Raw genomic sequence first — 12,920 nt, 5'->3', positions numbered from 1 at the left:
CTCACTTATGTTCATAAAAGCGTAACCATTCCAGGACTTCCCCGTCCAGTGTCAGGGACGATTTCTTCACTTCTTCCAGAAGTGCAAAGAATTTCTCACGCTCTCCTTTTTTCATGTAATATTTCAGGCAGATTTTCAATGCCTCTAAATCTTTCAGTGCGTATTTTTCCGCAGTCTGCACAAGCAGTTCCTCTTTGCCCGGTTCTCCTAGTTTAGACCACAGTGTCATTGCCCGGGCCAGCATAGTTCCCGTGATCAGAGAACTCTCTTTTTCCTCCAGGCGGTTAAAGGCTCCCTCCAGGCGTTCCAGATAAGTACGGCGTTCCGGCACACTGAAAATATCATATTGCAGCATGTTCAGAAGATACTCTGCATACCGGACCAAGGACTCTTCTTTTCTGTCTTCACAGTTTTTCCTCAGACGTTCTTCCTGTTCTTTATACCGGCTGACCGTATCGGAGATAAAGGAAGATGCAAAATGGGAAATTTCCATATCCTCATCTTCTACCGCCTGCCGTATCACTTCCAGAGATTTCTCGTAATCCTCTTTTTTCAGCAGGTCAATGAATACCTGACGCTTATCTTTTTTATCAGAGACAAGTAAAGCCTCCTCCACAGGGACCTGATCACTGCTTTTTCCTATATCCGGCGCATTCACTGTTTTTGTTCTTTGTTTATTAAAACTCAGCTCACTGCTGTCCAATAAAAAATCTCTTTTACGGAACAAAAGCACATTGATCCCTTCTGAAATGGCCAGAAATACAGCGCCTACTACGGGGACAGCCAGCATAAACAATCCGGCAGTAAGTCCTCTCTGCCATTTCATCCTTCCCATTTGTATCAATACATAAATCAGCGCAGTGACTGCATTGACGATCAAAAGTATAATCAGCCATTTCATAATCCACATCTATTCCTTCCATTCAACTATCTGACTGGACAGCCCGGCCTGCTCTATGCGTGCAATTACATACTGGGCATCTTCTGTTTTGGTATTTGTCAGCAGTATCCACAGCGTTCCCTCATGCAGACCTAGGACATCTGTATCACGTATATATCTGCGCACCTGTTCAAAAACGGAAGCGTCTTTTATCCCTGTCTCCAGAATCACATACTCCAGAAGCCCCTGATTCCGCCCCTCCTGGCACGTCTGAATGGCCTTCGCCATTGCTGTTTCATTCAGCACCTCTGTTCCTTCAAGACAGGCATCCCGAAAGATGGACTGTTCATACAGGATTGCCCGGGTGACTGCCTTCTCGATCAGCCTGCACAGCAGTGCCACCATATTGGTATAGTAGAGATTGATCTTATTCAGGTCTTCCACCCATATCATAATAACAGCTTCAATTTCATCACCGCTGTACGTGGCTCCTGCATAGACCGGATAATCCGGGTTCATTTCCCGGTTTACAAAAACTTCTTTCTTTGAGATGGTTCGGTAAAGACTGCTGCTGCGGTCTATACAGAGAGAACGTCCAAGGCCGGCTGCTTTTTCTGAACCTGAAGCATTCAGCCTGTAATATCCCGACTTCTTGCTTGAAACATAAATGGATACATCTTTTGTGTCCATCATGTTCATGATAACCTTAATGGCCCCGAACATAACCTTTCTGGACTCCATGAAGTCAAGCTGGGCAGTAATTTCGTACAGCTTCGCCATACTGTTTTTATAATTGACCAGTCTCTCCTCATATATCTGTTTGACATAGGCATTGCTGTCATTGATCTTTTCAATATCCTTTAATTCACTGGACAGATATGTATTTTCATCGGAAAGGTCATTATTCTTTCTCTTATATTTGTCCCGCATAAAACCGGTCAAAACACCTACCACAACGATTTCCAGAATACCTACGAATACACTGTAATCATTGGAAAACACCTGAATTCCGCTGCTGCTGACCAGTACGGCGATCTGAAACACAGAAGACAGCGCAGAGGCAAAAAGCCCATGGGCTATGCCATAGGTCGCTGCAATGATGACAACATAGATCAAATAAAGATTCAGACTGTCTTTCACCCATGTGTGGGAAAGCCATCGGGACAACAGGACAATAAGGATAAAAAGGCCCACTGTCTCCAGCGCAGGGATCATTACTTTTTCCCAGGCAGATTCCTTTAGCTGCTTTTTCTTATTTTCTTTTATATTCTTCTGTCTGCATTGATGATAAAGGTGTTCTAGTCCTGTTTCCATTGGATATTTTATTCTGACAAGATCATATCCGCACAATTTATGATCCAATTCCAGCCTGTGCGGTACTTCCTCCGCCTCAAGACTGCATGACTCCCATTCCACCGGACTGCCGCTTTTTTCAGAGATTTTTTTCAGAGTGTCAGCGATCTGTTCTTCTTTGTATTCTTCCCCTCTGATCCAGTACATTGACTCTGTCTTCTCCCGGAAAACGCACTGCATCATACATTCTACCGCGTCATCCATATAGAGGATCCTGTGATAGATTCCCGGATAATATGTGCCTTTTTGATTCTCCACACACTCTCTGACCATTCTCTGACAGACATCAAAGCGGTCATAATCCAGTTTCCCATATATTTCAGGGAACCGCAAAACACTCATCTCAAAGGATTCCTCTGCAAATTCGCTTAACAGCCGTTCTGCCTGAAGAAATGTCTTTAGTCTCAGACTCCCTGCCAAAGGCAGTGTCTCTTTCACAATCTCCTCCCTGCCGTTCTGCTCATAGACATCCAGTGTAGATGCATAGACGATCTGCCTGACTCCCGCATGCTTGGCAGCCAGTATAAGATTGCTGAGACCTGATATGTATTCCACAGACTGCTTCTGTTCATCTCTCCAGCTATACAGAGGATCAAAACACCCCATAACGATCATAATGTCCGGTCTCACATTATTGAAAATTCGGGGGATACTTTCACTGCCATATGGAAAAGCATAAGTCTGGAAAGCAGAATTCTTCTGTGTCTCCTGACTTCCTGTGATGAGATAGATTTCCTGCTTTTCTTTCTTCAGACGCTCGATCAGACGGTTACAGATATCTCCGTAATTACTGCATATCAATATTTTCATAAACTTCCCATTCCTTTTGTTGTTCCCGATTTATGATTCTTTGGCTTCTCTTTGTTCCTTTTCATATTTCAGCAGGCTGACCTGCATGGATAATTCTGTTACCTCTGCTTTCAGTATGGAGATTTCCTTGGCGTGATTAAAGCCTATGAATAAAAGCAGCACGATCAGAAAAAAAATCAGGATTGCCGGTGCCCACCAAACCCCCAGTATATTGGCCATCCATGCCAGCACGCCGGGGAACAGCCCCATAAAGATGATACCTATGGCCCCTATAAACCAAAAAATAGACTGCACTTCATTCATTTTTTTCTGTTTTGCCGTCCTGGTGACCATACACATCATAAAAACTCCCACCAATACAGCAAATATTTTTAAAATCCAACCCATATGTCTCCGCCTCCCTGCATACTTTTCGTATTAATTGTCCCAGATAAGCAACCGGTGCTTCACCTGCATGCTTTATCTCTTCCTGCACTTTTGCTTGTTAAATGTTAATGAATACTAATACTTGCTCAATTTTAAAATATCTGATTCTGTGACCATTTTCAACAGGTTGGCTTGTTTTTGCATTTTCTGGCCTGTTTTAGCGTTTAGCTAAATTTTCTCCGGAAATTGTTGACACAGTGATAATATTTCTGCGATAATGATTAACGAATTTATATTTTACAATACAGAAAGAGGGAATATATTATGCGATTTGCAATTGTTGACGACCTTGCATTTTGCAGGGACGAGATCAAAAAAAATCTTTTCCGATATATCGGAGAAAATTTTGCAGGTGAACACCCTCAGATTGATGAATTTGACAGCGGAGAATTATTTCTGGAGAATTTTTCTCCGGAAACATATGATATGATTTTTATAGATCAGTATATGAATGGAATCTCAGGCATAGACACTGCCAAAAAGATTCGTGAGTCCGACAATCTGGTTGCACTTGTCTTTATCACCACCAGCCGTGACCACGCCCTGGACAGCTACGAGGTCAGGGCCAGCGGTTATCTGGTGAAGCCTTATAAATTCAAAGATTTTTCAAGAACTATGGAATTGGTGAACATGATAAAACTCCGAAATGCACGTTTTATCAGTATTGGCGGCAGGAAAATACTCCTCAGAGAAATCCTGTGGTGTGACCGCGATGAACATTATGTACAGATACATACCGACAGACAGGGAATCCTGCGGCTGCGCCTCTCTTTTGCAGAACTAGAGCAGCTCCTTTTGCCATATATCCAGTTTCTGTCCTGCTACCGCGGCTGTATGGTCAATATGGACCGCGCAGTGAAGATACATAACCTGAATTTTATCATGGACACCGGGGAAGCTGTTCCCTTCCGAAAACGAGACCGGGGAAACATTGAGAAACAGTTCAATAGTTACCTATTTCAACGAGAGAGAGAAGAATGGTTGTTTTAGGCGGGTGGAATCACTGATGCGGTTTTGGTTTTTGACAGTTTGAATACATCGTTTGTTATAACCGAATGTGTAATGACAGAGCTGTTAAGCTTTGGGGTATAAATAACTCCTTTTCGGTAAGAATCCAGTATGGTGATCCTTATCAAAAAGGAGTATTTTTTTCTGCAGAATAGAGTGAAGATTCCTTGTCTTACCCAGGGTGATGTTCGTATTGATTTCTATGCTCATGAATTTTTGTGAAAATATCATTTCTTGTGGCAATCACCATTTTAACTTCCCTTTGGTAACTTATTTTTATAGTTTTATATGTGTAGGTTTTTAAATTCAGCTTTTTATAGTAAATTGCGTGCCGATAGAATAGGGCTATGAAACTGTACTCTGTAAAGGAAGCGGCTTTGAATGTCCGGAAATATTCTATTTAATTTTTATAATGCAAATTTTCGATTTTATATGGTTAGTACGTTCAAATAGATATATGGTGGACAATGGTTAGACAGTTGTGATCTACACTTGTGCATGGGAGGTGATGTTCGTATTACATACAAATAATATCCTTTTTACTTCTTTCAGCCGATACTTTCGCAAGAGAAGTGACAGGTGTCAATGGGGAACGTAAACTGCTGTTGCTGATTTCGATCCACACTTCCACAAGGGAAGTGACTATTATAGGGGAGATACGGAGGATTAGTGGGAGTGTGAAACTTTTTCTGTAAATATGTGATTGAAGGGTTCTTCTATGATAAAATCAAAATAATCATAGGAGGGCCTTTTATTATGGCAAGAGAGAAGAAACCTGTACATCGGGTACAAATGACAGAAGGAAAACGTAACATTATCCATCAGCTCCTGGAAGAATACGATATTCAGACAGCTGAAGATATTCAGGATGCTCTGAAAGATCTTCTGGGTGGAACAATCAAAGAAATGATGGAAGCAGAAATGGAGGATCATCTGGGATATGAAAAATCTGAACGCTCTGATAACGAGGATTACCGAAATGGCTACAAACGCAAACGCGTAAACAGCAGTTATGGTACCATGGAGATTGAGGTCCCTCAGGATCGCAAATCCACTTTTCAGCCTCAGGTCGTAAAAAAACGCCAGAAAGATATTTCAGATATTGATCAGAAGATCATTTCTATGTACGCCAAAGGGATGACCACCCGACAGATTTCTGAAACGATCGAAGATATTTACGGCTTTGAAACTTCGGAAGGATTTATTTCTGATGTAACAGATAAGATCCTTCCTCAGATCGAAGACTGGCAGAACCGTCCCTTAGATGAAGTATATCCGATCCTTTTTATCGATGCGATCCACTATTCTGTCCGGGATAACGGGGTGATCCGCAAACTAGCGGCATATGTGATCCTGGGGATCAATACGGAAGGAAAAAAGGAAGTCCTTACCATTCAGGTTGGAGATAATGAAAGCTCTAAATATTGGCTTTCTGTTCTGAATGAATTAAAAAACCGGGGTGTAAAAGACATCCTGATCCTTTGTGCCGACGGTCTGGCCGGGATCAAAGAAGCCATCGCGGCTGCCTTCCCCAAAACAGAATATCAACGCTGTATTGTCCATCAAGTAAGAAATACCCTGAAATATGTTCCGGATAAAGACAGGAAGGCTTTTGCAACGGATCTGAAGACAATCTATCAGGCGCCAGACGAAAAGAAAGCTCTGGCAGCCCTTGAGAGGGTAACAGAGAAATGGACACCAAAATATCCGAATTCCATGAAACGCTGGAAGGATAACTGGGATTCTATTTCTCCGATCTTCAAGTTTTCAGCAGATGTCCGGAAGGTCATATACACGACCAATGCCATAGAATCCCTGAATTCCACGTATCGGAAATTAAACCAGCAGAGAAGTGTATTTCCGAGCGATACAGCGCTGCTGAAAGCCCTGTATCTAGCCACTTTTGAAGCAACAAAAAGGTGGACTACCACCATCCGGAACTGGGGCCAGGTCTACGGTGAACTGAGTATTATGTATGAGGGACGGCTTCCAGAATAAAAAACAGTTTGGTTAAAACAGGCGGAAAAGCCGCCTGCTATTGACATGCCATCCTCTGGATGGTATATATAAAACAAAGGTGGAATACCTAATTTCTAAGCATTCCACCAAGTCTTATCATAGAAGAATCCTATTTACAGACTTTTCTTCATACCCTCGGATTAGTCAAGTATTTCAATCCACACTTCCACAAGGGAAGTGACCAATCATGTCCTCCTTCGCAGCCCTCTGTATCAAATTTCAATCCACACTTCCACAAGGGAAGTGACATACCTATAATTCCCTGGACGGTAGCAGTAAGGATTTCAATCCACACTTCCACAAGGGAAGTGACTGGCCGTTTTCCTTGTATTCCGTCCCCTGTACAATATTTCAATCCACACTTCCACAAGGGAAGTGACATAATTCAATCCAAAATCAAAATTAGTTGAAAAATTTCAATCCACACTTCCACAAGGGAAGTGACTTTTGTTGTTGTAGTGCGGAGCATGGACGTAGGATTTCAATCCACACTTCCACAAGGGAAGTGACGCGACGCTTCCCGCCAGTTGCGCCGCCGGAGTTATATTTCAATCCACACTTCCACAAGGGAAGTGACGGAGGAGTACAAGAGATATTTTGATGTCATGTGCATTTCAATCCACACTTCCACAAGGGAAGTGACCCACTTCCAGGAAGTCTGCCGGCAGTCCAGCCATATTTCAATCCACACTTCCACAAGGGAAGTGACGATATGTTCTCTGAGGATGCACATGTGCAACCCATATTTCAATCCACACTTCCACAAGGGAAGTGACCGCAAAAATGCACAATATCACTATATAAATATTGTATCTTTCCACTAAATTCTAACCTTTTTCTCTAAAAAATGCAACCTTAAGTTGAAATATAATCCATAAATTCGCCATAACTACACATTTTTATACTTTTTTCAGGTGCGAGTCTCCCTGGAAAACTATGTTCACTCCATATTCGCACCTGACATTTATAAAACTCTTATAACTCCGAGTCCCTATCCTATTACCTTCAATATGAACTGCCGCAATAATGAAGTCCTTATTGAAGTCCATGGAAACACCACCGAATAATGGGCTGATAATTTAGACTCATTCTATTCTGCTTAAAAATGATAAATAAGCAATTTCCAAATATACTTTATTTAAATACGTAAACTACGATTTTAAACTATCTTTTCATTCTTTCCTCTATTTATCATAAGAAATTTCATAGTGTCCAAAGCCGATTGTAGCCCCCTTGCCAACACGCAAAAATTTACCAGCTTCCAGAATCGGCACAAAACTTGATAAATCTCCTTCATAAAGCACCCAGCCTGTTCTGGATGGAAGTTTTAGCTTTCCTTCTTCTTGATTCATAGAATACCTGGTGAAAGGTATTTCCCTCCAGTATTCATCTAAAGTTTTGATTTTTCTGGCCTGGTTCAGCAGTTCCTCCTCATTCCACTCCAATTGATAATCCGTGTATGCTTTTGTCAGAAGTGATATTCTGCGGATAAGAAACTGCATGAAGGTTTCAAAAGGGAGCTTATCAAACAGCTTATCTCCTGATACAATTCTAAGCGGTGTATCAAAAAACAGGCTTGCATAAGATGCATTTCTGCCTGCTGTCTGCAGTGGTCTGGGAGATAGATTACGAATCCAGCTCTTTCCCCCGGCATAGATCACCTTACCCGACCCTGAATCAATCACCTGCATCAACCGAAAGGAAAGTCTTGCTGCTCCCCATCCTTTCTGCTCTGCTGCCAACAGGGCATCTAAATATACGCCTGCTCTTTCTCCTCCTCTTCCGAGTAATGTAAGATCAAAAACGCATAAGTCACCTTTCTTCCATATCTCCCTTCCTTCTCCGTGTACATACAACACATATGGGTTTACTGCGCCTGCCTCCCCACCGGTATTACTGAAACATTGAACATAGAGACATCCTTTCTTTTTCTCACATTGAAAGCATCTTTTAGCAGGATATTCACAGCAGAAATCCCGGATACAATGCCCTAAAATTCCTCTTATAGTAGAACCCAAATAAGAAGGAAGCCTGCCTTCTTCCTGACATTCATATGTTGCACGCAATGTTAAAATATTTATGAACTCGAACATATTTCCTCCCCGGCCCGATTACGGTTTATTTTATTACATTATATCCTATATTTTCCAAAAGAAAAACCTTTTTAATTTCTATTTAAATTCTGTTATGACTTTTATCCGTTACTGTACATAGCACATTAAAATGTAGATTTTATACAACAAGACACTTCGTGGTACACCTGTCTTCTGTTTGTAAAACAGAGACAGCATCAGTCCACCTCCGACATAGCCTGCGATCTTAAGATTCTTTTGTTCTAAAATAAAAGCTCCTCCATAAATCTCCTTCTAAAAGCAACTAAGATACTAAAGATCTTTGTCACAACATAAAATAAAATGAAACATCCTATATTCAAAGCATGTTATAATGTGAATACAAGAATCGGTACCTATAAAATGGAAAGGAAATATAAAATGAAAATTACTGTTATACATGGTCAAAACCATAAAGGTTCAACATATCATATTGCTAAAATGCTTTATGAAAAATTGGACGGTGAAGTCACTGAATTTTTTCTGCCCAGGGATTTCCACTCTTTTTGTATCGGATGCACAAACTGTTTTGAAAAGTCAGAAATCTTATGTCCTCATTATGAAGATTTAAAATATATTACTGAATCTCTAGATAGTGCGGATGTGATCATACTGGCAAGCCCTGTATACGTATATCACGTAACAGGAGCAATGAAAGTTTTTTTAGATCATTATGGATATAGATGGATGGTACACCGACCAGAAGAAAAAATGTTCCAAAAACAGGCAGTATGTATATCTACCGCTGCTGGTGGGGGCATGAAAAGTACAACCAAAGATATGGCTGATAGCACCTTCTTTTGGGGCATTGCCAAAACTTATAAATATGGTGTAGGTGTTGCAGCAGTATCATGGAATACCGTGGATTCCAAACTAAAAAGTCGCATTGACAAAAAAACCACTGTCTTGGCTAAAAAAATCAAAATGAATCTGGGGCATGTATCACCTGGCATCAAAACCAAAGCATTTTTTCACCTCATGCGTTTTATACAGAAAAAAGGATGGAACGATGCAGATGTAAATTACTGGAATAAGAAAGGGTGGAATGGGAAAAACCGTCCATGGAAGTTATGAATATTTCAACTTTCGGCAAACCCTCTTCCCCAGGTCAACAGTTTATTTTTTCAGTCAAATCCAGACCAATATCTTCTTTTCTATTAAGTATATATAAATCCGAATCCGTTTGACACATCCATCTCTGCCCTTTACAATAAAAGTAGTTATAAATTTTATCATAATGGAGGTGTATTTTTATGCTGCATGAAGTAAGCTTTCCATCTTACAACAAACGTGACCAGGTGCAGGGGTGGATTTATGCCCCGGCTGCCAAACCAAAAGGAATTGTACAGATCATTCATGGATTCGGGGAACATTCAAGGCGATATCTGCACATGATCGTAAAATTCATGGATGCCGGTTACATTGTAGCTGCCGACGACCATGTAGGACACGGAAAAACGGCAACGGTCAGCGGTGTATGGGGTGATTGGGGTGATGCGGGTTTCCGCACTATGATGGAGGACGAACATACACTAAAAAAAGTAGTCTGTGAGAAATATCCAAATCTTCCATATTTCATTTTCGGTCACAGTATGGGATCTTTTATTGCCAGAGATTATGCCGCAAAATATGGAGATGATCTGGCAGGTGTTACCATCTGTGGTACAACAGGAATCTTCAGAGGCGCAGATAATGCTGCTGAGCTTCTCAAAAAATCCTTGGATGACGGGCGGGGAATGGACTCTGATCCGGAATTCACAGGCATCTTAATGGGATGGATGTGCGAGCGATGCGATGATGTCACAATCGGAAATGAATGGATCTGTGCTGACCCTTATGTACAGCGCGACCACGCAGAAGATCCTTTTGACGCTTTTACGAAACCCACCAGTAACCGCTCACTCTTTGATTTCACCCAAATGATGATGGCGGTAGAAGGTATACAGTGGGCTGAAAAAGTACCAAAATCTCTTCCATTTTACAATATCGGAGGTGATCAGGATCCCGTAGGAGAATATGGAAAAGGAATCTATGAAGTCTCAAACTGGCTGTGTGATACCGGCCATAATGTGATAACCAAGGTCTATTCGGGATATCGCCATGAAATACATAATTACAGCGATATTAAGGATGACGTTGAGGCCGGAATCATTGCATTTATGAACGGAATACTTGATATTTAAACGAAAATATCTTACAGAGTCTTCTATGATAATATAAAATTCATAGGAGACTCTGTATTTTGCAAAACAAAAGAAACCAATACAGAAAGTACAAATGACAAAAGGAATACCCACGACTCCCCATCAACTCTTTTAACAAGAAAAAAGGCCCAAAAAACCTTACAATCACTAGAAAATATAGTGTTTATAAAGCTTTCGGAACCTTTCAAATACTTGCATTAAAGTTTATTGCAAACTTCGCTTAGTTGCCCATCTGTTTAGCAACTTCCTCAGCAAAATTTTCTTCCTTCTTTTCAATACCTTCGCCAGTCTCAAAACGAACGAAGCCTTTTACCGCGATTTTTGCATTGTTTGCTTTTGCAACTTCTTCTACATATTTAGCAACAGTCTGTTTTCCGTCTTCTGCTTTTACATAAACCTGATCTAACAGACAGATTTCTTTCAGCTCTTTGTTGATACGTCCCATAACCATACCGCTGATGATTTTGTCATTGGCATCTGGTTTTTCGTTCTTAGCTGCTGCTGTCAGGATTTCTTTTTCATGCTCGATATATTCCTGGGACACTTCATTTCTGTTTGTGTACAGAGGTTTCAGAGCTGCTGCCTGCATAGCGATGTTTTTAGCCATCTCTTTTACAGCGTCGTTGACAACATCTGTCTCAACGTCAACCAGAACTCCGATTTTACCGCCCATGTGTGTGTAGGATGCAACAAAACCGTTTTCTTCGCTTACTTTTGTGAATCTTCTGATGTTCATGTTCTCGCCGATAACAGCAATCTGACCTGCCAGAGCTTCCTGAACAGTCTTTGTTGTATCGAATTTCCAAGCCTCGGCTAAGAAAGCTTCAATATCAGCAGCTTCTGTGTCCATAGCCTGCTCTGCAACCTGTGCAACATAGCCCTGGAATTTTTCGTTTTTAGCAACGAAATCTGTCTCTGCATTAACCTCTACAACAACTGCTTTCTTCTCATCAGCAGATACAAGAGTTTTGCACAGACCTTCTGCTGCAACACGGCTTGCTTTCTTCTGTGCAGTAGCAAGTCCCTTTTCTCTCAGGAATTCAACTGCTTTATCCATATCGCCTTCTGTTGCCGCAAGAGCTTTCTTGCAGTCCATCATGCCGGCGCCAGTCATTTCTCTTAATTCTTTTACCATTCCTGCTGTAATAGCCATCGTGATATTCCTCCTGAATTTTATTGGTTTTTTCTAAAGAACCGCCTTGGCAGTACAGCCAAGGCGCTTTGGATTATTCCTCTGTTGCTTCCTCTTCAACTGCTTCCTCGAAGATCTCGCTGTCTTCTGCAGCACCCTGGTTAGCCTCAATAACAGCATCTGCCATTTTGGAAACGATTAATTTTACGGCTCTGATGGCATCATCATTGCCCGGGATAACGTAATCCAGTTCTTCCGGATCACAGTTTGTATCACAGATACCGATCAACGGAATTCCTAATGTATGTGCTTCCTGAACGCAGATTCTTTCTTTTTTCGGGTCTACAATGAAGATGGCATCCGGGAGTTTCTTCATTTCTTTGATACCGCCCAGGTTCTTCTCTAATTTGGTCTGCTCTTTTTTCAGCTCGATAACTTCTTTTTTCGGCAGTACATCGAAAGTTCCGTCAGCTTCCATAGCTTCGATCTCTTTCAGTCTTCCGATTCTGCTCTGGATGGTCTTGAAGTTTGTCAGCATTCCGCCTAACCATCTTTCGTTTACATAGAACATTCCGCAGCGCTCTGATTCTACTTTGATAGCATCCTGAGCCTGTTTTTTTGTTCCTACGAACAGGATTGTGCCGCCGTCAGCTGCGATGTCTGCAACTGCTTTGTAAGCGTCATCAACCATTCCTACAGATTTCTGCAGGTCGATGATGTAGATACCATTTCTCTCTGTGTAGATGTAAGGCGCCATTTTAGGGTTCCATCTTCTGGTCTGATGTCCGAAATGAACACCTGCTTCCAGTAACTGTTTCATTGAAATAACACTCATGTTTTTTCTCCTTTTTGGTTGTTTTCTTCCGTCTATTTCCTCTCCGCAGGGACACTGTCGGACGCTTGTCCGCAGGCACCGTCCTTTGGTATTCATAGACGTGGGTATTTTGCAACGTTGGTATTATAGCATAGCTTTCCCA

10 protein-coding genes and 1 CRISPR repeat array are annotated in these 12,920 nt (G+C 41.5%); of the genes, 4 read left to right on the top strand and 6 right to left on the bottom strand.

Annotation, left to right across the window (positions count from 1 at the left end; genetic code table 11):
- Nucleotide 1: 1 nt before the first annotated feature.
- Genes BLCOC_RS12230 through BLCOC_RS12220 form a run of 3 tightly spaced genes read right to left on the bottom strand, consistent with a single transcriptional unit; the run spans nucleotide 2 to nucleotide 3,430 of the window.
- On the bottom strand, nucleotides 2-910 hold the full coding sequence (locus tag BLCOC_RS12230; protein ID WP_115622326.1) for a hypothetical protein: 909 nt from the start codon (nucleotides 908-910) through the stop codon (nucleotides 2-4).
- Entirely contained in the window at nucleotides 911-3,043 is a 2,133-nt protein-coding gene (locus BLCOC_RS12225) for an NAD-dependent epimerase/dehydratase family protein (protein WP_115622325.1), read from the bottom strand.
- Nucleotides 3,044-3,073: 30 nt separating this feature from the next.
- A complete protein-coding gene (locus BLCOC_RS12220) occupies nucleotides 3,074-3,430 on the bottom strand; it encodes a DUF2304 domain-containing protein (protein ID WP_018596195.1) in 357 nt (118 codons plus the stop codon).
- Between the two features lie 303 nt (nucleotides 3,431-3,733).
- Between BLCOC_RS12220 and BLCOC_RS12215 the strand changes: the two genes are divergently transcribed.
- Together BLCOC_RS12215 and BLCOC_RS12210 are read left to right on the top strand one after the other, a co-directional pair.
- Nucleotides 3,734-4,459 carry a LytR/AlgR family response regulator transcription factor gene (locus BLCOC_RS12215; protein ID WP_115622324.1) on the top strand — a complete coding sequence of 242 codons (726 nt, stop codon included), beginning with the start codon at nucleotides 3,734-3,736 and terminating at the stop codon, nucleotides 4,457-4,459.
- Between the two features lie 774 nt (nucleotides 4,460-5,233).
- A complete protein-coding gene (locus BLCOC_RS12210) occupies nucleotides 5,234-6,475 on the top strand; it encodes an IS256 family transposase (protein WP_115622323.1) in 1,242 nt (413 codons plus the stop codon).
- 171 nt (nucleotides 6,476-6,646) lie between these two features.
- Nucleotides 6,647-7,272: a CRISPR direct-repeat array (repeat unit 32 nt; unit sequence ATTTCAATCCACACTTCCACAAGGGAAGTGAC).
- Between the two features lie 408 nt (nucleotides 7,273-7,680).
- On the opposite strand, the gene cas6 is transcribed toward BLCOC_RS12210, so the two are convergent.
- The gene (gene cas6 / locus BLCOC_RS12205; protein WP_115622322.1) at nucleotides 7,681-8,589 is read right to left on the bottom strand and encodes a CRISPR system precrRNA processing endoribonuclease RAMP protein Cas6; all 909 of its coding nucleotides are present in this window, start codon (nucleotides 8,587-8,589) and stop codon (nucleotides 7,681-7,683) included.
- 399 nt (nucleotides 8,590-8,988) lie between these two features.
- Between cas6 and BLCOC_RS12200 the strand changes: the two genes are divergently transcribed.
- A complete protein-coding gene (locus BLCOC_RS12200) occupies nucleotides 8,989-9,681 on the top strand; it encodes a flavodoxin family protein (RefSeq protein ID WP_115625387.1) in 693 nt (230 codons plus the stop codon).
- A 179-nt stretch (nucleotides 9,682-9,860) separates the two neighbouring features.
- On the top strand, nucleotides 9,861-10,790 hold the full coding sequence (locus tag BLCOC_RS12195) for an alpha/beta fold hydrolase (protein ID WP_029469378.1): 930 nt from the start codon (nucleotides 9,861-9,863) through the stop codon (nucleotides 10,788-10,790).
- Nucleotides 10,791-11,031: 241 nt separating this feature from the next.
- Here BLCOC_RS12195 and tsf read toward each other — a convergent pair whose 3' ends face one another.
- Together tsf and rpsB are read right to left on the bottom strand one after the other, a co-directional pair.
- Nucleotides 11,032-11,964: a translation elongation factor Ts gene (gene tsf / locus BLCOC_RS12190; protein ID WP_018596187.1), complete on the bottom strand. Its 933-nt coding sequence runs from the start codon at nucleotides 11,962-11,964 to the stop codon at nucleotides 11,032-11,034.
- Nucleotides 11,965-12,037: 73 nt separating this feature from the next.
- Nucleotides 12,038-12,778, bottom strand: coding sequence for a 30S ribosomal protein S2 (gene rpsB / locus BLCOC_RS12185; RefSeq protein ID WP_029469379.1), 741 nt, complete (start codon nucleotides 12,776-12,778; stop codon nucleotides 12,038-12,040).
- Between the last annotated feature and the right edge of the window lie 142 nt (nucleotides 12,779-12,920).

This window comes from Blautia coccoides (genome assembly GCF_034355335.1).
Classification (GTDB): domain Bacteria; phylum Bacillota; class Clostridia; order Lachnospirales; family Lachnospiraceae; genus Blautia; species Blautia producta.
The sequence above is the reverse complement of the archived record's forward strand: the minus strand, read 5'-3'. Positions and strand labels throughout refer to the sequence as shown.

Coding starts and splice junctions, on each gene's coding strand:
- rpsB (WP_029469379.1), bottom strand. CDS start 12,778: ATGAGTGTTATTTCAATGAAACAGTTACTGGAAGCAGGTGTTCATTTC.
- BLCOC_RS12225 (WP_115622325.1), bottom strand. CDS start 3,043: ATGAAAATATTGATATGCAGTAATTACGGAGATATCTGTAACCGTCTG.
- BLCOC_RS12230 (WP_115622326.1), bottom strand. CDS start 910: ATGTGGATTATGAAATGGCTGATTATACTTTTGATCGTCAATGCAGTC.
- BLCOC_RS12200 (WP_115625387.1), top strand. CDS start 8,989: ATGAAAATTACTGTTATACATGGTCAAAACCATAAAGGTTCAACATAT.
- BLCOC_RS12210 (WP_115622323.1), top strand. CDS start 5,234: ATGGCAAGAGAGAAGAAACCTGTACATCGGGTACAAATGACAGAAGGA.
- cas6 (WP_115622322.1), bottom strand. CDS start 8,589: ATGTTCGAGTTCATAAATATTTTAACATTGCGTGCAACATATGAATGT.
- tsf (WP_018596187.1), bottom strand. CDS start 11,964: ATGGCTATTACAGCAGGAATGGTAAAAGAATTAAGAGAAATGACTGGC.
- BLCOC_RS12215 (WP_115622324.1), top strand. CDS start 3,734: ATGCGATTTGCAATTGTTGACGACCTTGCATTTTGCAGGGACGAGATC.
- BLCOC_RS12220 (WP_018596195.1), bottom strand. CDS start 3,430: ATGGGTTGGATTTTAAAAATATTTGCTGTATTGGTGGGAGTTTTTATG.
- BLCOC_RS12195 (WP_029469378.1), top strand. CDS start 9,861: ATGCTGCATGAAGTAAGCTTTCCATCTTACAACAAACGTGACCAGGTG.